Annotated in this window: 20 protein-coding genes; 8 read left to right on the plus strand and 12 right to left on the minus strand. The window is 72.2% G+C overall.

Annotation, left to right across the window (positions count from 1 at the left end; genetic code table 11):
- Positions 1-243 precede the first annotated feature (243 nt).
- Entirely contained in the window at positions 244-1,671 is a 1,428-nt protein-coding gene (gene rox / locus AC07AZ_RS33455; protein ID WP_478854488.1) for a rifampin monooxygenase, read from the plus strand.
- A gap of 90 nt (positions 1,672-1,761) precedes the next feature.
- Here rox and AC07AZ_RS33460 read toward each other — a convergent pair whose 3' ends face one another.
- Positions 1,762-2,070, minus strand: a complete 309-nt coding sequence (locus AC07AZ_RS33460) for an STAS domain-containing protein (protein WP_478854489.1) — start codon at positions 2,068-2,070, stop codon at positions 1,762-1,764.
- Positions 2,067-6,242, minus strand: a complete 4,176-nt coding sequence (locus AC07AZ_RS33465; RefSeq protein ID WP_478854490.1) for a SpoIIE family protein phosphatase — start codon at positions 6,240-6,242, stop codon at positions 2,067-2,069. Before AC07AZ_RS33465 ends, AC07AZ_RS33460 begins: the two co-directional genes overlap by 4 nt.
- Before the next feature lie 394 nt (positions 6,243-6,636).
- Here AC07AZ_RS33465 and AC07AZ_RS33470 point away from each other — a divergent pair, with 394 nt between their 5' ends.
- Positions 6,637-6,993: an STAS domain-containing protein gene (locus AC07AZ_RS33470; RefSeq protein WP_478854491.1), complete on the plus strand. Its 357-nt coding sequence runs from the start codon at positions 6,637-6,639 to the stop codon at positions 6,991-6,993.
- A 61-nt stretch (positions 6,994-7,054) separates the two neighbouring features.
- Here the strand turns inward: AC07AZ_RS33470 and AC07AZ_RS33475 are convergent, their stop codons facing one another.
- Genes AC07AZ_RS33475 through AC07AZ_RS33485 form a run of 3 tightly spaced genes read right to left on the minus strand, consistent with a single transcriptional unit; the run spans position 7,055 to position 8,594 of the window.
- Positions 7,055-7,408 (minus strand): hypothetical protein, encoded by a 354-nt coding sequence (locus AC07AZ_RS33475; protein ID WP_478854492.1) that lies wholly within the window; start codon positions 7,406-7,408, stop codon positions 7,055-7,057.
- Positions 7,405-8,013 (minus strand): Asp23/Gls24 family envelope stress response protein, encoded by a 609-nt coding sequence (locus AC07AZ_RS33480; RefSeq protein WP_478854493.1) that lies wholly within the window; start codon positions 8,011-8,013, stop codon positions 7,405-7,407. Before AC07AZ_RS33480 ends, AC07AZ_RS33475 begins: the two co-directional genes overlap by 4 nt.
- Entirely contained in the window at positions 8,010-8,594 is a 585-nt protein-coding gene (locus AC07AZ_RS33485; RefSeq protein ID WP_478854494.1) for an RNA polymerase sigma factor, read from the minus strand. The genes AC07AZ_RS33480 and AC07AZ_RS33485 overlap by 4 nt, the downstream gene beginning before the upstream one ends.
- 248 nt (positions 8,595-8,842) lie before the next feature.
- On the opposite strand from AC07AZ_RS33485, the gene AC07AZ_RS33490 reads away from it, so the two are divergent.
- From AC07AZ_RS33490 to AC07AZ_RS33510, 5 genes are all read left to right on the plus strand, one after another.
- The gene (locus AC07AZ_RS33490) at positions 8,843-10,462 is read left to right on the plus strand and encodes a molybdopterin-dependent oxidoreductase (protein WP_478854495.1); all 1,620 of its coding nucleotides are present in this window, start codon (positions 8,843-8,845) and stop codon (positions 10,460-10,462) included.
- A 152-nt stretch (positions 10,463-10,614) separates the two neighbouring features.
- The gene (locus AC07AZ_RS33495) at positions 10,615-11,118 is read left to right on the plus strand and encodes an Asp23/Gls24 family envelope stress response protein (protein WP_478854496.1); all 504 of its coding nucleotides are present in this window, start codon (positions 10,615-10,617) and stop codon (positions 11,116-11,118) included.
- A 43-nt stretch (positions 11,119-11,161) separates the two neighbouring features.
- Positions 11,162-11,347, plus strand: coding sequence for a hypothetical protein (locus tag AC07AZ_RS33500; protein WP_478854531.1), 186 nt, complete (start codon positions 11,162-11,164; stop codon positions 11,345-11,347).
- Positions 11,344-12,339, plus strand: a complete 996-nt coding sequence (locus tag AC07AZ_RS33505; RefSeq protein WP_478854497.1) for a DUF6286 domain-containing protein — start codon at positions 11,344-11,346, stop codon at positions 12,337-12,339. Before AC07AZ_RS33500 ends, AC07AZ_RS33505 begins: the two co-directional genes overlap by 4 nt.
- The gene (locus AC07AZ_RS33510) at positions 12,339-12,914 is read left to right on the plus strand and encodes an Asp23/Gls24 family envelope stress response protein (RefSeq protein WP_478854498.1); all 576 of its coding nucleotides are present in this window, start codon (positions 12,339-12,341) and stop codon (positions 12,912-12,914) included. The genes AC07AZ_RS33505 and AC07AZ_RS33510 overlap by 1 nt, the downstream gene beginning before the upstream one ends.
- A gap of 47 nt (positions 12,915-12,961) precedes the next feature.
- Here the strand turns inward: AC07AZ_RS33510 and AC07AZ_RS33515 are convergent, their stop codons facing one another.
- The 7 genes from AC07AZ_RS33515 to AC07AZ_RS33545 are packed head-to-tail and all read right to left on the minus strand — an operon-like array spanning position 12,962 to position 19,483.
- The gene (locus AC07AZ_RS33515) at positions 12,962-13,801 is read right to left on the minus strand and encodes an enoyl-CoA hydratase/isomerase family protein (RefSeq protein WP_478854499.1); all 840 of its coding nucleotides are present in this window, start codon (positions 13,799-13,801) and stop codon (positions 12,962-12,964) included.
- Positions 13,798-15,078, minus strand: a complete 1,281-nt coding sequence (locus AC07AZ_RS33520) for a cytochrome P450 (RefSeq protein WP_478854500.1) — start codon at positions 15,076-15,078, stop codon at positions 13,798-13,800. Before AC07AZ_RS33520 ends, AC07AZ_RS33515 begins: the two co-directional genes overlap by 4 nt.
- A 60-nt stretch (positions 15,079-15,138) precedes the next feature.
- Complete coding sequence (locus AC07AZ_RS33525; protein WP_478854501.1) at positions 15,139-16,506, minus strand: cytochrome P450 family protein; 1,368 nt, start codon at positions 16,504-16,506, stop codon at positions 15,139-15,141.
- A 10-nt stretch (positions 16,507-16,516) separates the two neighbouring features.
- Complete coding sequence (locus AC07AZ_RS33530; RefSeq protein ID WP_478854502.1) at positions 16,517-17,077, minus strand: GTP-binding protein; 561 nt, start codon at positions 17,075-17,077, stop codon at positions 16,517-16,519.
- Between the two features lie 3 nt (positions 17,078-17,080).
- On the minus strand, positions 17,081-17,464 hold the full coding sequence (locus AC07AZ_RS33535; protein ID WP_478854503.1) for a DUF742 domain-containing protein: 384 nt from the start codon (positions 17,462-17,464) through the stop codon (positions 17,081-17,083).
- On the minus strand, positions 17,457-18,305 hold the full coding sequence (locus tag AC07AZ_RS33540; protein WP_478854504.1) for a roadblock/LC7 domain-containing protein: 849 nt from the start codon (positions 18,303-18,305) through the stop codon (positions 17,457-17,459). Before AC07AZ_RS33540 ends, AC07AZ_RS33535 begins: the two co-directional genes overlap by 8 nt.
- Positions 18,302-19,483 (minus strand): ATP-binding protein, encoded by a 1,182-nt coding sequence (locus tag AC07AZ_RS33545; RefSeq protein ID WP_478854505.1) that lies wholly within the window; start codon positions 19,481-19,483, stop codon positions 18,302-18,304. Before AC07AZ_RS33545 ends, AC07AZ_RS33540 begins: the two co-directional genes overlap by 4 nt.
- Before the next feature lie 897 nt (positions 19,484-20,380).
- Here AC07AZ_RS33545 and AC07AZ_RS33550 point away from each other — a divergent pair.
- On the plus strand, positions 20,381-21,718 hold the full coding sequence (locus AC07AZ_RS33550) for a jacalin-like lectin (RefSeq protein WP_478854506.1): 1,338 nt from the start codon (positions 20,381-20,383) through the stop codon (positions 21,716-21,718).
- The last annotated feature ends 149 nt before the right edge of the window (positions 21,719-21,867 follow it).

The raw sequence follows: 21,867 nt of genomic DNA on the forward strand, positions 1-21,867 counted from the left end.
TCAAGGGAGTTGACACCCCGCGCCGTACGGCAGCCGCCCCGTCCGCAGAGCGCGGACAAAAGGAAGGGCAAGGAGGTCACGCACTCCTTGCCACTACCAAGATATAGCGCACCGGGGGCCTTGCCACAAGGCCCCGGGTCTGCTGCAGAATCTCCCGGCGACACCGCATCCTGCGGAAAACAGAGATTCGCGAAGACCCTCCAGGCTTGTCATGTCCTGGGTGTCTCGCTCCATGGGGGATCAATGATCGACGTCATCGTGGTCGGCGCCGGGCCGACCGGACTGATGCTGGCCGCCGAGCTGCGGCTGAACGGCGTGAACGTGCTCGTGCTGGAGAGGGAGACGGAGCCGACCAGGCAGGTCCGCGCGCTCGGTCTCCACATGCGCAGCATCGAGGTGATGGACCAGCGCGGCCTGCTGGAGCGGTTCCTCGCTCACGGCCGGCAGTACCCGCTGCACAGTTCCTTCGCCGGCATCGTCAAGCCGGCGCCGGAACGGCTGGACTCCGCCCACGCGTACCTCCTCGGCATCCCGCAGACCGTCATCGAGCGCCTGCTGACCGAGCACGCCACCGAACTCGGCACCGAGATCCGGCGCGGCCGCGCACTGGCCGGGCTGAGCCAGGACGAGGACGGGGTGACCGCCGAACTGGAGGACGGCACCCGGCTCCGCGCCCGCCATCTCGTGGGCTGCGACGGCGGCCGCAGCACGGTGCGCAAGCTGCTCGGCGTCGGCTTCCCCGGCGAGGCCGCCCAGGCCGAGTGGCTGCTGAGCGAGGCGGAAGTGGCGGTCCCGCCGGAGAAGATGCAGGCCGTGGCCGCCGAACTCCCCACGATCGACCTGCGGTTCGGACCCGCGCCCCACGAGGACGGGGTGTACCGCTTCGTGGTGCGCACCACGGACCTCGCCCAGGACCGCTCGGTCGCGCCGACCCTGGAGGAGTTCACCCGGCGGGTGCGGGAGCTCGCCGGCACCGACCTCGGCGTGCACTCGCCGCGCTTCCTGTCCCGCTTCGGTGACGCCACCCGGCTGGCCGAGCGCTACCGGGTGGGCCGGGTGCTGCTGGCCGGAGACGCGGCGCACGTCCACCCGCCGCTGGGCGGGCAGGGCCTCAACCTCGGCGTGCAGGACGCGTTCAACCTCGGCTGGAAACTCGCCGCCGAGGTGAGCGGCCGGGCTCCGGAGGGGCTGTTGGACAGCTATGAGACCGAACGGCGTCCGGTGGCCGCCGCCGTCCTGGACACCACCCGCGCGCAGGGTGAACTGCTGTCCCCGGAGCCGGGCCCCCAGGCGGTGCGCCGGGTGCTGTCGGAACTGATGGACTTCGAGGAGGTGACCCGACACCTGGTCGAGAAGATCACCGCGATCGGGGTCCGCTACGACTTCGGCGAGGGGCACGCTCTGCTCGGCCGGCGGCTGCGGGACGTGGCACTGAAGCGGGGCCGCCTCTACGGGCTGATGCACGGCGGCCGCGGGCTGCTGCTCGACCAGACCGGCCGGCTCTCGGTGACGGGCTGGGCGGACCGCGTCGACCACGTCGTCGACGTCAGCGAGGAGCTCGATCCGCCCGCGGTACTGCTGCGCCCGGACGGCCATGTGGCGTGGGTCGGTGAGGATCAGGGGGACCTGCTCAGCCGGCTGTCCAGGTGGTTCGGCCCCGCGACCGGCTGAGTGCTCGCGGGCTCTCGGGGCGGCGGGGCGCGGCTCAGAGGTGCGCGAGGGAGACCTGAGCCGTCGCGGCACACCGCCGCCCGTCCGGGATCACGTCGAGCCGGCACCGGGCCCGGACAGGTGGACGGGGACGAGGTCGGCCAGGCCGGAGAACTTCAGGACCGGCTCCAGCACGGGGTTGGCGATGAGTTCGATGCGGTCGGCCTGGGCGAACAGGACGGCCAGGCCGGCGCTGTCGAGGTAGTCGACGCCGGTGAGGTCGACGACCACGCTGCCGGTGATGCCGGTGAGGGCGTCGGCGAGGGCGTCGGTGTTGCTCATGTCGATCTCACCCGTGGCCGTCAGCAGCTGCGTGCCGTCGGGCCGTCGGCCGGGAGTGAGTGTGAGGGGAGTCGTCATCGGGTGATCCTCGTGAGCATGGCGACGGTGGTGCCGGCCGGGCCGGGCGTGACGGTGACCTGCTGCATCACGGCGCGCATGAGGGCGAGACCCCGGCCGCGATGGGTGTTGTCCTCGGGCCTCGGGGTCTTCCAGCGGCCCGTGTCGGTGACGGTCAGCCGCAGGTTGTCGACGTACGCCTCCGCACGCAGGTGGATGGCGTCGCCGGGGGCGTGCCGGTGACCGTGCTCGATGGCGTTGGCGCAGGCCTCCCCGGCGGCGACCAGGACGTTCTGGACGGTGCGGGAGGGCAGACCGCACTGGTCGAGCCAGCTGCGCAGGTTCTTGCGGACGGGGGCGAGCTGCGACGACTCGGCCGCGAAACTGATCCCCAGCGGCGCCGGGTACCGGTAGAGGAGGAAGGCGACGTCGTCGTCGTAGCCCTCGGCCGGTGCCAGCCGGTTCATGAGGTCGGTGGCGAGGTCGTCGAGGGGGGCGTCCCTTCCGGCCACGACGGCTTCGCTCGCCTCGTTGATGCCGGTGTACAGGGGCTGGCGGCGGCGTTCGACGAGACCGTCGGTGTAGAGCAGGAGCGTGGCGCGGGCGGGCACGGCGCACTCGCCCTGGGGGCGTTCCCGGCCGGGACGCACGGCCAGGGGCAGCGAGCGGCCGCCCTCCAGCAGCTGGGTGGTGCCGTCGGGCAGGGTGAGGATGCCGGGCGGGTGTCCGGCACTGGAGTACACCAGGTGGCCGGTGGTGGGGTCGAGGACGCCGCAGAAGACCGTGGTGCACAGTGCGCCGGGGACGCCGGCGGCGAAGTGGTCCAGGGCCATGAGCGTGCGGGCGGGGTCGGCGTCCTGGAGGAGCAGGGCGCGGCAGGCGCTGCGCAGTTGGCCCATGACGGTGGCGGCCTTGAGACCACGGCCGACGCAGTCCCCGACGACGATGCCGATGCGGCCGTCGGGCAGGGTGACGACGTCGTACCAGTCACCGCCGACCTCCAGGGGCTGGGTGGCGGGTTCGTAGCGGACGGCGAACCCGTCGGGCAGCAGGGACGGGCCGAGGATGGCGCGTTGCAGGGCGAGGGCGGTCTGGCGCTGCTGGTCGATCTGGTGGGTGCGGGTCAGCCCCTGCGCGAGATGTCCCGCCAGCAGGGCCAGCAGCAGTTGGTCCTCGCTGGTGAAGGGCCGGTTGCCAGCCGGTTCGATCCGCAGGGCCAGCGGGCCCTCGGGATGCTCCAGCAGGATGCCCGCCCCGCTCGAGTCGGCGGCCGGGGTGAGGGTGGGCCGCCGGCGCAGGCCGTCGAGCGCCCGGCGCCGCTCGGCGGAGAGGCTGTCCCAGGTCAGTGACGGGTCGGTGGCGGTGACGCCGGGATCGCCTCCCGGCTCGAAGACCGCGGCCACCACACACTCGGCGCGCCACAGGTCCTGCAGCTCGTGCAGGGCGCCCGCGAGGGCGTCGGGCAGGCTGGCGGCCTGGGAGAGCCGGGTGCTGAGCGCGGCGAGGGCGGTGTCGCGCTGGAGGGCGTAGTGCTCCGCGGTGACGTCACGGAACGTTCCCACGATCATCCGGCGGCCGGTGTCCGGGTCCCGTGCGTGGTTGAAGGTGGCGGTCACCCACAGACGGTGCCCGTCACGGTGGGTGACGGGGACGGTGTAGCTGCCCTTGTTGGCGCCGAGCAGCGTGCCGAAGGCGTCGGCGGCCTGCCGGTGCGCGTCGGGGTCGGTCGCCGCGTCCGGCCACCAGGGGTGGGTCGCGGTGTAGGGGAGGTCTTCGGGGCCGTAGCCGAGGATGTCGGTGAACGCGGCGTTGATCTCGATGACGGCGCCGGTCTCGTCGCAGACGAAGAATGCCTCCTGGAGGGAGTCCACCAGTGCGGTGCGCCAGCGGATGTGGTGGGTGCGCAGGCGGGCCAGTTCGAGGTTGGCCCGCACCCGGGCGAGGAGGTCGGCCGCGGCGAAGGGTTTGACGAGGTAGTCGTCGGCGCCGGCCTCAAGTCCTTCGATGGAGGCCTCCTGTCCTGCCCGCGCGGACAGCAGCAGGACGGGCAGGGCTCCGGTGCGCGGATCGGAACGCAGGGCCGCGACCAGGGCCAGACCGTCCATGCGGGGCATCATGACGTCGCTGACGACAAGGTCGGGGACGTTGGCGCGGACGAAGTCCAGGGCCTGCCGGCCGTCGGTGACGGCGTCGACGTGGTATCCGGCGCCGCGCAGGATGCGGGCGAGGTACTCGCGCATGTCGGCGTTGTCGTCGGCGATCAGCAGCCGCGCCGTGGTGGCCGTCCCGGCGGGCGGGGTGGCGTCGTCGGGGGCCGCGGTCTCGACGCCTTCGACGGATGTCCCGGTCGTGTCCCCGCTGGGCAGCCAGCGCATCGCCTCCTGCACGTAGGGGGCGGCGGCGGTGGCGGTCGCGCTCAGGCCGCCGGCGGGCGCGACGGCGTCGCCCGGCAGGTGGGCGGTGCCGTAGGGCAGCCGGATGGTGAACCGGGTGCCCTCGCCCTCGACGCTGTCGGCGGTGATGGTGCCGCCGTTCAGGCCGACGAGCTCCTTGACCAGGGCGAGACCGATGCCGCTGCCCTCGTGGGAGCGGGCGCGGGCGCCGGTGATGCGGTGGAACCGTTCGAACAGGCGCGGCATCTCCTGGGCCGGCACGCCGATGCCGGTGTCGCTGACGGTGACCACCGCCTGGCCGCTCTCCTCGCCCACGGCGACGCCGATCTCGCCGTCGAAGGTGAATTTCAGGGCGTTGCTGAGCAGGTTGAGGATCACCTTCTCCCACATGCCGCGGTCGACGTACACCGGGCTGCGCAGCGGCCGGCAGTCGACGGCGAAGGAGAGACCCGCCCGGTCGACGGCGGAGCGGAAGACACTGGCGAGTTCGGCGGTGGTCGCGGCGAGGTCGACCGGTTCGTAGCTGGCCTGCATCCGGCCGGCCTCGATGCGGGAGAAGTCCAGCAGCGTGTTGACCAGCTTCCCCAGCCTCAGGGCGTTGTGGTGGATGACCTCCAGCTCCTCGCGGACCGGGCCGTCGGACACGGCGAAGCGGGCGCGCAGCTCCTGCACCGGTCCGCTGATCAGGGTCAGGGGGGTGCGGAACTCGTGGCTGATGTTGGAGAAGAACAGGGTTTTGGCGCGGTCCAGCTCGGCCAGTTCCTCCGCACGCCGCTGCTGGTGCTGGTAGCTGCGGGCGCTGGCGATGCCGGAGGCGACATGCCCGGCGGCGAGGTCGACGAAGCCGCGGTAGCCCTCGTCCAGGGCCCGGTAGCGGTTCAGCCCGGCCACCATGAACCCGTGCGGCTTGTCTCCCTGCCGGAGCAGCGGCAGCGCCAGCGCCCGCGTGGGCGGCTGGGGCCAGTCACCGCGGGGCAGATCCGCGAAGGCGGGCCCTTGGAGGTCGACCAGGGCCGATTCGCCGCGTGCCAGGGCCGAGGCCGGCCACACGGTGTCGTCGTCGGCGGGCAGTGTCCGGGGGGCGGCCGGGTGTCCGGCCGGGATGCCGGTGGCACCGGCCAGCCGGGCGCTGCCGTCGTCCTGGAGGAGATAGGTCAGTGTGAACGGCAGGTCCTTGAGGTTGCCGCCGAGCTGACGGTCGGCGAAGGCCAGCATCTCCTGCTCGGTGCGCACCACGCTCGGGTCGGAGCCCAGGTCGCGCAGGGTGGTCATACGCCGCTCGCCGATGACCCGCTCGGTCTCCTCGCTGACCACGCACAGCATGCCCACCACGGTGCCGTCGTCGTCGCGCAGCGGGCTGTAGGAGAACGTGTGGTACGACTCCTCGGTGTATCCGGAGCGTTCCAGGAACAGCAGCAGCGCCTCGTCCCAGGTGGCCTTGCCGGTGGCCAGCACCCGGTCGATGCGGGGCCCGATGTCCTGCCAGATCTCCGCCCACACCTCGCCGGCCGGGCGGCCCAGCGCCCAGGGGTACTTACGGCCCAGCGTGTCGTGCCGGTAGGCGTCGTTGCAGAAGAACGTCAGCTCCTCGCCCCACGCCATCCACATCGAGAACTTCGACGACAGCAGGATGCTGACGGCCGTCCGCAGGCTCTGCGGCCAGCTGTCGGGCGTGCCGAGCGGGGTGGCCGCCCAGTCGACCACGGCCAGGTCGCGGCCCACCGCGTCGTCGGCGGCGAACACGTCGGCTCCCGTGGCGCCCTCGGGCGGCTGGTGCTCGGGGTGGTGGGAACGCGACACTGGAAGACCTTTCTCCCTCGCTGTCATGACGTGCGGCGCGCCTCGCCGCTGGTGGGGGCGGCCCGGCCCGCACCACCTGTCCGGGATCTCCGTACAATAATCAGCCACCTGGAACGAAGGCACGGGACGGCGCCGGGGACACACGGCGGGAGACGGGGATGACGGTGACGCGCGGCACCTTCCCGTCCTTGCGCGGTCCGGCCGCAGCCCACTGCCCTCTGCCTCCGTGCCCGCGTCCGGCGCCGTGGAACGGACGGCCCCGGGAAGCGGCAGACGAACCACACATCGGGGGCAGACTTCCCGTCCCGCTGGGCACCGGTACAAGCGACGACATCGTCCTCCACGTCCCGTCCGTCCTCGACAGCCCCACGACTCCACCCCTACAGGAGAACCGGTGACCGACCGTACTCTGACCGTCACATGTCACACCCACCCTACGGGTGCCACCGTGCTCTCCGTCACCGGTGAACTCGACTACCACACCGCTCCCCAGCTCACGCACGCGATCCAGGACGCGCCGTTCGCCGCGGACCGTGCGGTGGTGATGGACCTGACCGGACTCACCTACTGCGACTCCACCGGCATCACCGTCCTGATCCACGCCTACCAGCGCGCCCAGACCGCCGGCTGCCCCCTGTCCGTGGCCGGGCTGAACGAGGACCTGCTCCGCGTGTTCCGCATCGTGGGCCTCGACCAGGTCTTCACCTTCCACCCGACCCTCGAGACGGCCCTGAACGCGCCGCAGCTCTGAGCGGGGGGCGGGCGGCCCCGGGCGGTGGGGCCGGCCGGAGCCGACGCGTCCGCGCACGGCGTCAGACCAGACCGGTCACGGTCACGGTCACGCGGACCCGGGCGGGGGGCTCCGGCGCCGGGAACAACGCCGTCATACGGGCCTCGACGGCACGGCGTGCGGCCCGGGCCACGTCCACGCTCCTGGTGTGCCGCAGCGCCACGAGACGGACGTCGACCTCCCAGGGTTCGGTGCCGCTGGGCCGGACCACCCGCACCCCTGCCTGAGCGGCGGGTCCGGCCGGCTGTGGCGTCCGGGAGGCCGCCGAGCGCAGCAGCGCGGTGAGCGCCGGTTTGAGGAAGGCCACCCCCGGCACCTCCCGCACGGCCCTGGCGATCTCCTCGGTGAGGGTGGCGAGCGCGGTGTCCTGGGTCATCGGGTGCGGCCTTCCTGGCTGTCGGCGGGAGGGTCGACAAGGTCGGTGACCCGGATGTGGATCGCCGCCACGGGCATGCCCAGCTCGCGTTCCGCGGCCTGCGCCACCCGCCGGCGCACCCGGTCGGCGAGGTCCTGGAGGCCGGCGCCGGCCGGCGCGTGGACGTCGAGGCAGACCTCGTCCCCGGCACCGGCAGCGGGCGCGGGGACCAGGCGGCAGGAGCCGGCCCGGACGCCCGGCACGGTCTCGGCCGCCGCGCGCAGGGTGCGGGCGGCGACCGCCTCCATGATCCACAGGCCTTCGCCGGGGTCGCCCAGGGGCAGGGGTCTGCCGGGGCGCAGTTCGAGGCGGACCACGTCCATGACGCGCCGCGTCAGTGACATCACGTCGTCGCCGCCGGCGTCCGCGCCGTCGTCACGGAGACCGCGTACGGCCGTTTCCAGCTGTTCGAGGTCGCGCAGGGCCCGCCGGCAGTACGGGCACACCCGCACGTGGGGATCGTCGGCCTGCCGCTCCCAGCCGTCCCAGACCTGGGCCAGGGACCGCCCACAGGCCAGCTGTTCGTGCTCGTCGGCGCGGTCGGGCGGATTGGTGTGAGCGCTCATCGCCAGGCCCCCAGTGCTTGTGTCAGACAGCGTCGGGCGCGGAACACCCGGGCACGGACAGCCTCCTGGCTGATGCCGACCGCTTCCGCGATGAAGTCGTAGGACCTGCCGTCCAGTTCTCGCAGCACCCAGCAGGCGCGCTGTTCCGCGGACAACAGGCCGAGGGCGTCCCGCAGTGCACGCACAGCGTCGCGGGCCTCCACGATCCGGGCCGGTGAACTGGCGTACTCGGGCGCCGCCAGGTCACCCGCCGACTCCAGTGGCACGACCGGTCTGCGGGCGCGGAGCATGTTCAGGCAGCGGTTGGTGACGATGCGGTACATCCAGGTGCCGAAGGCCGCGCGGCCGTGGAACTCGGGCAGCCTGCGCCAGGCGCTGAGGAACGCGTCCTGTACGGCGTCCTCCGCCTCGGGCCGGGAGCCGAGCAGGCGCACCGCCAGCCGGAGGAGCACCGGCGCGTGGCGCTGCACCAGCGCGGCGAAGGCGTCCTCGTCCCCTTCGGCGGCCCGGACCGCGAGCAGGGCGTCGTCCGTCTCCTGCCGGCTCTGCGGCGATGCGGTCGGTCTGCGGGCCCCCGGCACTGGGCGGCTCCTCTCGTGGTCTCCTGAAGGTTGGACAGTTCCCGCCTCTTCCCGTTACGGACTGCTTCGCCCGACGGGTTCCCACGGATGCGCGACCCGGCACACCGGCGGGAAACGACCGCGCGGCACGACACGCCGTGTCCCCGGTGAACCTGCCCGCGACCGGCCGCGCGAGCCGGTGCGGGACAGCCAGTCATCCGATCGGGCGGTGGACCAATCCGGCGGACCCGCGGAGCCGGATTCCCCCCGTGGCCGACAACGAGCACAACACCCGTCATCTCCGCAGGTGGACCCGGACGGCCCTGGGCGCGCTCAGCGGCGCCCTGGCAGGTTTCGCGGCGCTCGCCCTGGCCGAGCTCGTGTCGGCGGCGGTACGTCCGCAGGCCGGCCCCGTGGTGGCGGTCGGCGGCGCGGCGATCGACCGCACGCCGGCCGCCGTGAAGGACTGGGCGATCCGGCATTTCGGCACGGACGACAAGGTGTTCCTCCAGCTCGGCATTCTCGCCGTACTGGCGCTCTTCGCGCTGGCGCTGGGCGTGCTCGCGCTGCGGTTGCGGCGGGTCGGAGCCGCCGGCGTGCTGCTGTTCGGAGCCGTCGGCGCGGCCGCGGCCACCAGCCGGCCCGACTCGGTGGGCCTGTCCGACGCCCTGCCCTCCGTCGTCGGCGCGCTCGCCGGAGCCGTCCTGCTCCACGTCCTCACCGGCCGGCTCACGCCCCCCGCCGCCGGGCCCGGTGCGGAGCGAGCGTCCCTGCCGGAAAGCCCGGATCGTGGGGCCGGTTGGGACCGCCGGGGTTTCGTCGTCGCGGCGACCGCCGCGGCCGCCGCGTCCACCGGGGCGGGAGCGCTCGGCCGCACCCTGAACGGCTCCAGTGGCCGGGACGCGGTCACCTCACGCGACCGGATCTCCCTGCCCCGGCCCGCCTCGGCGGCTCCCGCCCTTCCGGGAGGTGTCCGGCCGCGCGTTCCCGGGATCAGCTCCTTCACCACGCCGAACAGCGACTTCTACCGCGTCGACACCGCGCTGGTGGTACCGAAGGTCAACGCGGCGTCCTGGCGGCTGCGCATCCACGGACAGGGCGTCGGCCGGCCCGTCACGCTGTCCTACGATGACCTGCTGCGGCGGGAGCTCGTCGAGCGCGACATCACTCTGACCTGCGTGTCGAACGAGGTCGGCGGCCCCTACCTCGGCACCGCGCGGTGGCTCGGGGTGCGCCTGGCGGACCTGCTGGCCGAGTGCGGAGTGCGCGCGCCCTCCCGGGGCGGCCCGGCCGACCAGCTCGTGGCCCGCTCGGTGGACGGCATGACCATCGGCAGCCCCGTCGAGGACGTGATGGACGGCCGTGACGCGCTCCTGGCCGTCGGCATGAACGGCGAACCCCTCCCCTTCGCCCACGGCTTTCCCGTCCGCATGGTCGTGCCGGGCCTGTACGGCTATGTCTCCGCCTGCAAGTGGATCAAGGACCTGGAGCTGACCACGTTCGACGCCTACGACTCCTACTGGGTGAAGCGGCAGTGGGCGCGCAGGGCCCCGGTGAAGACCCAGTCGCGGATCGACACGCCCAGGCCGTTCGCCCGGCCCCACGCCGGCACCGTCATGGTCGCGGGTGTCGCCTGGGCCCAGCACCGGGGGATCGACAAGGTCGAGATCCGTGTCGACGACGGTCCGTGGCAGGAGGCCCGGCTCGCGGCCGAGGACACGCGCGACACCTGGCGCCAGTGGAGCTTCGCCTGGCAGGCGACCAGGGGCGGGCACACCCTGACCGTGCGCGCCACCGACCGCACCGGCGAGGTGCAGACCGGGAAGCGGGCCGGCACCCTCCCCGACGGCGCCACCGGCCGGCACTCGGTCGTCGTGAGCGTCGAATGACCCGTACGGTCCCCCGCCGCACGCCGCACGCCGCACGCCGGGCGTCCGGCGGGGGCTGGAGCGAGGAGTTTCCGGAGTCGGCGTCACAGGCACGGCTGCGGCGGGTCTGTCGTAGTAGGAGCGAATCGCCAGCGAGCAGAAGGGGATGTGCCATGACCACACATACCGCACCCACCGCCAAGGACCTGAACGGCCCGCGGACGGACCGGGCCACGCAGGCGACGACGGCCGTGTCCGGCGGGGTGTCAGGAGCCGCCCAGCCGGCCGCGAACCGCGGCCGGACCTCGATCGCCGACGTCGTCGTGGTGAAGGTCGCCGGGACCGCCGCCCGGGAGATCCCGGGCGTCCACGACATGGGCGGCGGACTCTCCCGCACCATGAGCGCAGTACGCGACCGCGTGCCCGGCGGCAGGTCCAACATGGGCCGCGGAGTCAAGGTCGAGGTCGGCGAGCGCCAGACCGCCATCGACCTCGACCTGGTCGTCGAGTACGGCGTCCCGATCACGGACGTCGCCCGCGACGTCCGGGAGAACGTCATCTCCGCCGTGGAACGCATCACCGGCCTGGAGGTGGTCGAGGTGAACGTCACCGTCAACGACGTACACCTGCCGGAGGAGGACGAGGAGCCCCAGACGGCGGACTCCCGCGTCGAGTGAGCGGTCACGGACCGGGACCGGCAGTCGTGGAGAGGAGCGGACAGTGAGCAGGTCGACGGCAGGGATGTTCGCCGGGATCGCGCTGGCCTTCGCCGGCTTCTTCGGAGGCTTCGGGGCGTTCCTGCTCGTCGCCGCCCTGGGCGCCCTGGGATGGGCGGTGGGCCACTGGCTCGACGGCGGCGGCCGGGCCCGGGATCTGCGGGACACCTACGGACGGAGCCGGCGATGACCACGGCCGCACAGCGCGGCACGACAACGGTGTCCGACCGGGCCGTCCGGAAGATCGCCGGTCGCGCGGCGGCCGAGGCACTGCCCGGCGCGGGTGCCGGCGCGGCGAAGTCCTCGGCCGCCGTACGCGGACGCCGGGCGGAGGTGTCGGTCGATGTCGTCCTGCCGTATCCGGCACCGCTGTCCGCGACCGTGCGCCGGCTCCAGGACCATGTGACCTCACGTACCGGGCAGTTGACGGGCCTCGACGTCTCACGGCCTCGGGTCGGTGTCAGCGCGCTCACCTCCCCGCCGCTGACGGAGTCCGCGGGAGCGCGGTCGCCGGCGGCCGAGGCGGGTACGCGGCAGGCCGCGGGTGACCGCACTCCCCTACGGTGCTGGTCGTCGCGCCGGTTGCCGATGGCGCTGCTCACCCTGGCAGCCGCCGTGGCCGCGGGCGCCCTGGCCCTCGACCTGGTCATGGTGCACACCACGCACCGGCCGGCTGCCGGATGGCGCACCGGAACCCTGCACTGGCTCTCCCATCACGGCGCCGGGGACGCGGGCGTCACGCTCGCGGCGTGGGCGACCACCGCACTGGGCGTTTGGCTGGTACTCCTGGCCCTCGCGCCGGGGCATGCGGGGCTGCTCACCATCACCTCGGGCCCCGGCCTGCGCGCGGCAGTGGACCGCCGGGCGGTCGCGGCCCTCGTGCGGGACGCCGTGGGCGCGACGCCGGGGACCGGAGATGTGAAGGTCCGTGTGCGGCGGCGCCGGGTCACCGTACGGGCGGCTCTGTCCTTCGGTGACCGCGGGGTGGCGGCGGAGACGGCCCGAGCCTCCGCCCGCCGGGCGCTGCGCGACTGCCGTCTGCGCCGTGAACCGCGCCTGCGTGTCGTGGTCCGGCCCGCACCCGCCGGGGATCCCGCGACGGCGCAGGGCGGCAGCGGCGCGGCGGTGCCCGCTCGTCCGGCCGCGACCGGGACCACCGTCGCCGAGGGAGTGGCCCCCTGATGCCCCGTCACCGTACGGTCCTCAACCGTGCCGTCCTCGCGGGGGTCGGGCTGTTCCTCACCGCCACGGGGCTGGGGGTCGCCGCCGCCGGTCGGGCCTGGCGGCGTCCGTCCTGGTGGCGCGAACCCGCCCCGCGCAGGCCCCTGTTCGACGCGGGAAGCCTCGACGGACTGCGGACGCAGGGGTGGTGGACGCCCACCGTCATGGCGGCGGCGATCGCCGCGACCGTGCTGTTCGCCGTGTGGGGTGCCCGGCAGCTGCGCACCGGCGCGCGCCCACGCGTTCCGCTGTCCGCCCCGGACAGCGCGCTGCGTACCCGGGCGCTGGAGGACGCGGTGAGCCGGCAGGTGGTGGCGATCGCCGGGGTCGCCGCCTGTCGCACCCGTGTGCTCGGGCGGCGCCGGCAGCTGACCGTGCGCCTGCGCGTCCGGCTTCAGCCGGAGGTCGCTCCGGCCGCCGTCCTGCCCGGCCTCACCGGCCTCACCGCGCTGGCGCGGGAGGCGCTGGAGCCGTACACGGTCCGCACCCGGGTGCGCTTCGGCGCCCGCTCACGATCCAGTCGGCACGTACACTGACTGTCCGTCAAAATTGCTTCCGGGTAACCGCGTTGATGATCCGCTGGTCACCGAGCGGCCGTCGGGCCGCGGCCCGCGGACTGGTTCAGCTGCGCCACCAGGAGGTGGGAGTCGAGCAGTCCGACGTCGGCGGTGCGGTCGGCCCGGGCGAAGCCGGCCAGCATGCGCTTGGTCAGGACGAGGGCCTCCGGCTGGCGCCGGACCAGTGGCCTCGTCCAGGCGGCGACGGTCCGGTCCAGTTCGCCGAGCGGGGCGACCTTGTGCAGGAGGCCGAGCCGGTGGGCGGTGGGCGCGTCGAACACGTCGCAGGTCAGCATGAGTTCGCGGATGCGTGCCACACCGGCCTCGGCGACTAGCCGGCCCATCGCACCTCCCCAGGCCGGCGGGAGACCCAGGCCCACCTCCGGCATCCTGAAGCGACTGGTGTCCGCGGCCGCGCGCAGGTCGCAGTAGGAGGCGAGCGCCAGGCCGGCACCGATGACCCGGCCGTGCAGCCGCGCGATCGTCACGGCGTGGGTGGTCTCCAGTGCCTGGCACAGACGATGGGCCTTGTCGGCGATCCGGCGCAGCGTCGCTCCCGTCGGATCGGCGGCCAGCGCCTCCTGGTACTCGGCGCGGTCGGCCCCCAGGCAGAAGTCCTCGCCCAGGGACGACAGCACCAACACGCGGATGTCGGGCCGCTGGTGGAGGTCGTCGAGGAGGGCGATGAGCGCGTCGAGGACGGCCACGCCGAGCGTGTCGTCCCCCTTGAGCGGGTTGAGGTGGACGCGAAGCACGGGGCCGTCCTGCTCGACGGCCACGGCTTCGCCCCGGGGAGCGGGGCCGTCCTGCTCGACGGCCACGGCTTCGCCCCGGGGAGCGGAGAGGATACTGCCGGTTTCGATCATGCGAGGGCGACGTCCAGGTTCAGCAGGCGCCGGAACGCCACCCGGGGTGCCCACGCCGGGCGGCGGGCCAGGGTGAGGCGGGGCAGGCGTCCGACCAGTTGGTGGAGGAGGGTCTGGGCTTCCAGCCGGGCGAGCGGCGCGCCGAGGCAGTAGTGGACGCCTCCGCTGAAGGCGAGATGGTCGGGTCTTCGGCGCGGGTCGAAGCGTTCGGGATCGGTGTGTCTGGCCGGATCCCGGTGCGCCGCGCCCACCATGAGGTGGACCATCTCGTCCTGGTGGATCTCGCGTCCCCCCAGGACGGAGTCCTTGGCGGCGACGCGGCTGATCACATGCGTGGGCGGGTCGTAGCGCAGGGTCTCCTCCACGAACCCGGGCACCAGGTCGGGATGGGCGGCGACGAGGTCCCAGCGGTCCGGGTCCTCGACGAGCCGCAGCACCATCGTCGACAGCAGACTGGAGGTGGTCTCCAGGGCTGCGAGCAGGACGAACAGGGCGAGGAAGTAGACGGCCTCGTCGGCTTTGTCGCGGTCCGGTTCGAGCGCGTCCCAGGTCTGTGTCCAGCGGGACACGGGGTCCTCGCCGGGGTGGGCTCGCCGGTGACGCACGAGGTCCATGAAATAGGTGCGCAGCTCGGCCGTGGCCGCGTCGGAGCGTGCCAGTTGGCTGGCGGAGGGCAGGAGTTCCTGGGTGAAGACCTGTTCGTGGGTGAGCCGGCGCAGCCGCGGATGGTCCTGGGTCGGTAAACCGAGCCAGTCACCGATGGCGATCACCGGTAGCTCCTCGCTCACCAGCGCGGCGAAGTCGGCCTCACCGGCGTGCAGTTGCTCCTGGACGGCGGTGAGCAGCTGATCGGTCGTCCGGGTGATCGTCCGGCCGAGGCGTTGCAGGGCGGGGCGGCCGAACGTGCCGGCCGCCCTGCGTATTCGGGTGTGGTCGGGGCCGTTGAGCGCGGGCAGGGTGTTGCTCATCTCCTGGGAGGAGGGAGCGTTCCATCGGGTGCCGGGGCCCTGCTGGGCACGCCAGCGCTTGTCGGGTTCCAGCCAGTCACGGCTGCGGAGCACCTGGTCGCAGAGGTCGAAGCTGGTCACGACGGAGCCGCCCCAGGGAGCGGGGCCGACTCCGCCCATGGACCGGAGCGCCGAGTAGATGGGGAAGGGGTCGGCCTGCCCCTTCGCCGTCCTGAGACGGGAGAAGAGGGCGACGGCCGAACGGCGGTCGTGCGACGGGTTGGCGGCAACCACCACGATGACGGCTCCTTCCTGAGCATCAGCCGCCATACGTACCCAAGGGAATCTTGAGACATCCACCAACACCCTGGACGCTTGGGGTTACCTGCGTCACTCCCCCCTGGTCCAGGCCAGGAAGCGGCTGAACAGGCCCTTCGGGTGGGGGGCGGCCGGGGTCACCCGTCCCGGCGCCGACCCGGCGCGCTGACCGGCCGACACCGGTGGCTGCGGTTCCGCGGTGCGGGCGGGCTCGGAGGCGGCCGACGTCACGGTCCGCGGGGTGAACCGGACCGGAAGGGTCACCAGCGAGCGGCTCCACGGTGTCGGCGCCCAGGTGAGCGCCTTGAAGGGCACGCGTACCTCGAGATCGGGCAGCCGGTTGAGCAGGGACTCGACCGCCGTCACCGCGATCATGAACGCGGGGTCCTTGGCGGGACACGCGTGCGGGCCCGCGCCGAAGGCCAGATGCGCTTTGGCGCTGAGCTGTTCGCGGTGCTCGGCGAGCTTCGGGTCGGTGTTGGCCGCCGCGAAGGACACCAGCACCGGGTCGTTGGCCCGCAGGTACCGGCCGCCCAGCTCGACGTCGTGAGTCGGGTAGTGCGCCGCGTAGTTGGCGATCGGGGCGTAGTTCCACAGGGTCTGGGAGACCGCGTCCTCGACCGGCAGGCCGGCCTGCCACTCCTCGCTGAGGTACAGCGCGCTGCTGGTGCCGATGGCGGCGGCCAGGGGAGCGGTGCCGCCGGACAGCAGGGTGACGAGCTGGTGCAGCACCTCCTCGTCGGACAGCTGCGCGGAGTGTTCCATCAGACGTGTCGTCAGGTCCGTTCCGGGGGAGCGCCGTTTGAGGGCGATCAGCTCCGCGAGGGCCCCGCCCAGCACCTGGTCCGCGCCGGCGGTGCCGTCGAAGATGCCGCTGATGCCGACGATGACGCGGTCGCCGATCTCGGGCGGGCAGCCGAACAGGTCGCTGAAGACCAGCAGCGGCAGCGGCTGGGCGTAGGAGGCCATCAGCTCGGCCTGGCCGCGGGCCTCGGAACTGAAGCGGCTGATCAGGTAGTCGGCGGACTGCTGGGTCTGCCGCACGAGCCGGTGTTCGTTGACGGTGGCCAGACTGTCGGTGACCGCCTGGCGCAGCCGGGCGTGCGCCGCGCCGTCACTGAACAGCGCGTTGGGGCGGTAGCCCATCATGGGCACGGCCGGGCTGTCGACCGGGACGCGGCCTTCGTTCAGCGCGTTCCAGCGGCGGGAGTCACGGACGAAGGACGCCGGGTTCTGCAGGATGTACAGGGCGGCGTCGTAACTCGTGACCAGCTCGACCTCGACGTCGGGGGCGATGTCGACCGGCGCGCTCGGGCCGAGCGAGCGCAGGTGGGCGTAGGCGGCCTCCGGGTCGGAGCCGAACTCGGGGCCGTACAGCGGGATGTTGCCGTGCGCGGGGCAACCGGGCGGTATCCCCTGTGGGTCGTAGTGCTGCTGCATGCCGGGGTTCCTAGCCGAGTAGGGACATAAGGTGCGTGACGAGGGTGATGAGTGCCTGGGCCGAGGAGCGCTGGTCGCGCACGTCGCAGCCCACGATGGGGGTGTCCGCGGGGAGGTTGAGCGCCTCCCGGACCTCCTCGATCGGATAGGTGGTGGCGCCCTCGAAGTGGTTGACGCCGATGGCGTACGTCAGGCCGAAGCTCTCGACCAGGTCCAGCACGGGGAAGGACTCGTGCAGGCGTTGCGGGTCCACGAGGACCAGCGCGCCCAGCGCGCCCCGGGACAGCTCCTCCCACATCTCCTTGAAACGCTCCTGCCCGGGCGTTCCGAAGATGTAGAGGACCAGCGAGTCGCTGAGGGTCAGCCGGCCGAAGTCCATGGCCACGGTGGTGGTCGTCTTGTTCGGTGTGCCCGACAGGTCGTCGAAGCCCTCACTGGCCTCGGTGATCTCCTCTTCGGTCTGCAGCGGCTCGATCTCGGAGATGCTGCCGATGCAGGTGGTCTTCCCGACCCCGAAGTGACCCACGACGAGTATCTTCACCGAGCGGGAGACGTCTGGATCCACGTACACAGCTCACGCTCCGAATCGGGTTTTGAGGCCATCCAGCACGGCGCCGAGCAGTTCCCTGTCGACCCGTTCGGCGCGCGGCACGGACTTCCTCACGAGGATCAGACCGCTCTCCTCCATCTGCGCCAGGAGGATCCGCACGATGCCCAGCGGCAGGTGCGTGTGCCCGGCCACCTCGGCCACGGACAGGAAGCCGTCGGCGACCAGCTCCATGATCGTCCGCGCCTCGGGCGACAGCGTGCGCGCCGCGGCCGACGCGCCCTTGTGCGCGGTCACGAGGGCGGTGCGCTCGTACTCCTGGTCCGGAGGCAGGCCACGGCCGTTCGTGATCACGAAGAGGGGTACTAAGGCGGACGTCAGTTCCAGCTCCGGGCCGTGTTCCTCAGACATCGCTGCCCGCCTCCTCCCGCGGTGCCCGCTGGGCGCTCAGCCGGGGCACCACCTCGTGCAGACGGTTGGTGAACTCCTCGATGTTGGAGTCGTGTTCGGCGGCCGCGGCCAGGAACGTGCCGTGGCTGGCGGCGATCAGGAAGATCCAGCCGTGCTGGAACTCGATGACCGTCTGCCGCCACTCGGCGTCCTCCCGGATCCCCGCGAACTGGGAGGTGACGCGGCTGTAGGCGTGGATGCCCGTCATGGCCGCGGAGATGGTGTCCGCCAGGTCGCGGTTCATCCCCGAGGTCGTTCCGCGGGGCAAACCATCCGACCCCAGCAGTACGGCGTGCCGGGCGCCCTTGACGTCGGCGATCACCTTGTCGAGGTCGGCGAGCACGTTCTCCGGGGCGGCCCTCTCCTCGCGCCGGGCCTGCGCTCCGTCGGCGCCCTGGCCAGCGTCCTCGAGGTTCACCCGCGGCGGGGAGGTGAGGTTGTTGCCCAACCGGGCGACGAGGCGGTGCATACGGAAGGAGATCTGCTGCATGTCGACGTCGGGCGCCGCCGCGGCGGCCAGGTAAGCACCCTGCCCGGCTCCGATCAGGAAGATCCACCCGTGGGAGAACTCGATGATCGTCTGGTGCCACTGGCGGTCCTCCGCCGTACCGGCGAAGTGGGCTGTCGCCCGGCTGAGCGACTGCATGCCCGCCATGGCGGCGGAGATGGTGCGCACGTCCTTCTCGACGAGGCCCTCGGTGGCTCCCCGCGGCAAGCCGTCCGCGGACAGCAGGACCGCGTGGCGCGCCTTGGGCACGTTGGCCACGATGTCCTCGAGCATCCACGACAGGTCAGCACTCATGCGTCTTCGGACCCTTCGCTGGACGCGGGGTCGAGGTTGCGGCCCGAGAGAGTGCCTCGCTGGAACGCCCCCAGGCTGCGGCCGGACGCCCGGCCGGTCTCCTCGGGCGTCCGCGACGACCGGAAGTCCTCACTGTCGGCGACACTGGCGACGGGTACCTGGCGTGCCCCGCGCTTGGGCAGGCCGTGCGCGGTGCGCGTCCCGTCCGTCGCCCGGCTGCCGGCGCTGCGGATCCTGCTCACCGAAGCCTCCTCCACGGGCGGCGGCGCCTGCTCCTCGGTCCACAGTTCCTCGGGCAGCAGGACGACCGCGCGGACACCGCCGTAGCGGGACACGCCGGTCACGTCGACCCGGAACCCGTAGTGGCGCGCGAGCAGGCCGATCACGGGGAAACCGAACTTGGGCTGGTTGCCGAGCTGCGACAGACGCGGCACGAAGTCGCCGGACAGCAGCGCGGTGGCCATCTGGCGGTCCTCGTCGTTCATGCTGACGCCCGCGTCGTCGATGATGATGCACAGGTTGCTCTGCACCCGCTGGAACGTCACCTCGATCGGCGCGTCCTGCTGGGAGAAGCTGGCGGCGTTGTCGAGCAGTTCGGCGACGGCGAGCGCGACGGGCGAGACCGCCGACGCCTTCAGCGCGAAACCGGTCTGCTGCATGATCTCGACGCGCCGGAAGTTGCGGATCTGCCCCTGGGCGCTGCGCACCACGTCGTAGACGCTCGCGGAGCGGCTGCGGCGGCCGACCGGCGCACCGCACAGTACGGCGATGCCCTGCGCCTTCCGCGCCATCTGCGCGTTGGCGTGGTTGACCTCCAGCAGGTCGCCCAGGACGGCGTGACCGCCGTACTTGCGCTGGACCCCTTCGAGGAGCGCCATCTGTTCGGCCGCGAGGCTCTGCAGGAAGCGGGCGGCGCCCTTCAGGACGGCCTTGGTGCTCTCCTCGGCGGCCTCCTCGGCCTCCCGGATCGTTCCGTCGAGTTCCTGTGTGTACCTCTGCAACTCGTTCCGGGCGGTTATCAGTTGGCTCTCCGCCGCGTTCAGCCGCTGCGTCAGGGCGTCCTCGGCCTGTCTTTTCCTCTCGCTCAGGGCTCTGTTGCGGACGACGAGCACGATGATCGCGGCGACGGCTGTCGCCGTGACCGCGACCAGGCACCACGCAAGGGTGTCTCGATTCATGGAAACCTTTCCCGACGCATGGAAATGCAGACGTAGACGGATACACCCCCCGCGAGGACCCGCGACACAGGCCGGGACCCGCTCGACCAGCTGGCGCGTGGAGAGCGGACCGACCTCAGATCAGCGCCCGAATATGTGGATCAAGGTCGCAGATGCGGGGATGCTATCACTGCGAAGAGGGCATCCGAGAGGCGCACCCCGGCCCCGGAGACGCACCAACTCGGTTGCTCCGAGGGGAGGTTGATTGGTGCCCCGGGGAAAGCGGGGCAGCGGTGGCCGGGCCTTGGGGTGAGGCCGCGAGACTCTCTACAAGTCGACTTCCCCCGGGCGCCCGACAGTTCGCGGTCCTCCCGCGAACCGTGGTCCCACTCGGCCGCGTAGGTGACCTGTGGACCAACGAACGCTCCTTCGCAAGGGGGGAGCGGGAACCGCCCCCGACCACAAATATGACTCTATGTCAACTTACTGAGAGGTAGAAGGATCTTATCAGTCGCCACGACACCAACAGGCCCATAAGGCAGCTCACTTGGAGACCTTCACGCAGGTTTCGCAGCATGCGCCCGAGCGGCTGACGCCAGGTCGGCCCGGCCCCTCGTCCGGACTGCCGCCGGCAACCGAACCCGCGGTGGGAACAGGCGCCACCGACACCGCGCCGGACCCACCACCTCGACGCCGATCCGCACCCCGCCGGACGCGCGAGGTTCACCGGCTCGCCCCTCGCCCCGTGCAGGATCGCACGGCGGAAAGGCCGCCCGGACCGGACTTTACGGGGCCCCGGCCCGGACTGGTTACCGGGGGTAAGAAAAGACCTTCCGGGGAGTGTGCAGGGAAAGCGCTTGTCGCTACATTGCGACGTGCCTCACCACCCTCTCCAGAACCCCCAGGAGCAACTCCCCCATGCGCAGACTCCTCGCCTGCCTGGCGGCGATGACCGCCGCCCTCGGCGGCCTCATCGCGGCCGCGCCCTCCGCGGCAGCCGCCGACTCGGGCACCTTCAGCGTGCTCACCTACAACGTCGCCGGCCTGCCCGAGTGGCTGTCCAGCGCCTCGACACCGCGGGACACGAGCACCACCGAGATCGGCCGGCGCATCGCGCCCTACGACATCGTCAACGTGGAGGAGGACTTCAACTACCACGCCTACCTCTACTCGACCGACACCCACCCCTACCGCACGGCGACCAGCGGCGGGGCGGGCATCGGCAGCGGGCTCAACACCGTCTCCACCTACGCCTGGGACGGCGACGACTTCGAGCGCGTGCACTGGAACTCCTGCCAGGTCGACTCCGGCGACTGCCTCACCCCCAAGGGCTTCACCTTCATGCGCGAGCGCCTCGCCGAGGGTGTGTACGTCGACTTCTACAACCTGCACACCAACGCCGGGACCAACGACGGTGACGAGACCTCCCGCGCCGACAACCTCAGCCAGCTGACCTCGTTCATCACCACGCACTCGGCCGGCAACGCCGTCGTGGTCATGGGCGACACCAACACCCGCTACACGCGGTCCGCCGACACCATCGCCGAGTTCACCGCGGCCAACGGACTCACCGACGCATGGGTCAAGGTGATCCGCGGCGGCGTGGCACCCGCCAAGGGCAGCGACGCACTGGTCTGCGACCAGACGGGTGCCACCGTGCCCAACACCTGCGAGGTGGTGGACAAGATCCTCTACCGCAGCAGCAAGCTCGTCTCGCTCAACGCGACCTCGTACGACAACGAACACGCCAAGTTCCTGAACTCCGACGGCAAGATGCTGTCCGACCACGACCCGGTCACCGCCGGGTTCACCTGGTCGCGCAGTGCCGACTTCCAGCTCAGTGACCAGTTCGGCGGCCCGCACGGCACCTACTACCAGGACATCGCCAGCGTCCCGGCGGCCGCCCGCGCCACCAGGATCTCCCTGCGGGCCGGCTCCCGCGTCGACCAGGTCGGCATCACCCTCGCCAACGGCACCACCCTCACCCACGGCGGCACCGGCGGGACCGCCTCCTCGCTGACCCTGGGCAGCGGCGAGTACGTCACGAGCGCCTACCTGTGCCAGGCGGACAAGGACGGCCACACACGGATCTTCTACGCCAGGTTCACCACCAACCTGGGCAACACCCTGGCGGGCGGATCCACCACGTCGGACTGCGTGACCCGCACCGCGCCCTCCGGCTGGCAGATCGCCGGCTTCCACGGCCGCTCCGCGGACGAGCTCGACAAGGTCGGCTTCGTCTACACCAAGCGCTGACCCACGCCGACGGCCACGGCCGCGCTCCCGGTGCCTGCCGGAGGCACCGGTGAGCGGGGGTGGTGGCAGGCCGACGGCGGGCGGAGCGGTTGCCGTCGGCAGTCGGCCTTCGGCAGTCCTGGCGAGCGTTGCCCTGACCGCCGTTCAGG

The sequence above is a fragment of the Streptomyces sp. NPDC043878 genome (assembly GCF_056435735.1).

Excerpts from the sequence above, each read along its gene's own strand:
- AC07AZ_RS33475 (WP_478854492.1), bottom strand. The coding sequence starts at position 7,408 with ATGACCCAGGACACCGCGCTCGCCACCCTCACCGAGGAGATCGCCAGG.
- AC07AZ_RS33495 (WP_478854496.1), top strand. The coding sequence starts at position 10,615 with ATGACCACACATACCGCACCCACCGCCAAGGACCTGAACGGCCCGCGG.
- AC07AZ_RS33545 (WP_478854505.1), bottom strand. The coding sequence starts at position 19,483 with ATGAATCGAGACACCCTTGCGTGGTGCCTGGTCGCGGTCACGGCGACA.
- AC07AZ_RS33515 (WP_478854499.1), bottom strand. The coding sequence starts at position 13,801 with ATGATCGAAACCGGCAGTATCCTCTCCGCTCCCCGGGGCGAAGCCGTG.
- AC07AZ_RS33535 (WP_478854503.1), bottom strand. The coding sequence starts at position 17,464 with ATGTCTGAGGAACACGGCCCGGAGCTGGAACTGACGTCCGCCTTAGTA.
- AC07AZ_RS33510 (WP_478854498.1), top strand. The coding sequence starts at position 12,339 with ATGCCCCGTCACCGTACGGTCCTCAACCGTGCCGTCCTCGCGGGGGTC.
- AC07AZ_RS33520 (WP_478854500.1), bottom strand. The coding sequence starts at position 15,078 with ATGGCGGCTGATGCTCAGGAAGGAGCCGTCATCGTGGTGGTTGCCGCC.
- AC07AZ_RS33480 (WP_478854493.1), bottom strand. The coding sequence starts at position 8,013 with ATGAGCGCTCACACCAATCCGCCCGACCGCGCCGACGAGCACGAACAG.
- rox (WP_478854488.1), top strand. The coding sequence starts at position 244 with ATGATCGACGTCATCGTGGTCGGCGCCGGGCCGACCGGACTGATGCTG.
- AC07AZ_RS33460 (WP_478854489.1), bottom strand. The coding sequence starts at position 2,070 with ATGACGACTCCCCTCACACTCACTCCCGGCCGACGGCCCGACGGCACG.
- AC07AZ_RS33505 (WP_478854497.1), top strand. The coding sequence starts at position 11,344 with ATGACCACGGCCGCACAGCGCGGCACGACAACGGTGTCCGACCGGGCC.
- AC07AZ_RS33525 (WP_478854501.1), bottom strand. The coding sequence starts at position 16,506 with ATGCAGCAGCACTACGACCCACAGGGGATACCGCCCGGTTGCCCCGCG.
- AC07AZ_RS33550 (WP_478854506.1), top strand. The coding sequence starts at position 20,381 with ATGCGCAGACTCCTCGCCTGCCTGGCGGCGATGACCGCCGCCCTCGGC.
- AC07AZ_RS33540 (WP_478854504.1), bottom strand. The coding sequence starts at position 18,305 with ATGAGTGCTGACCTGTCGTGGATGCTCGAGGACATCGTGGCCAACGTG.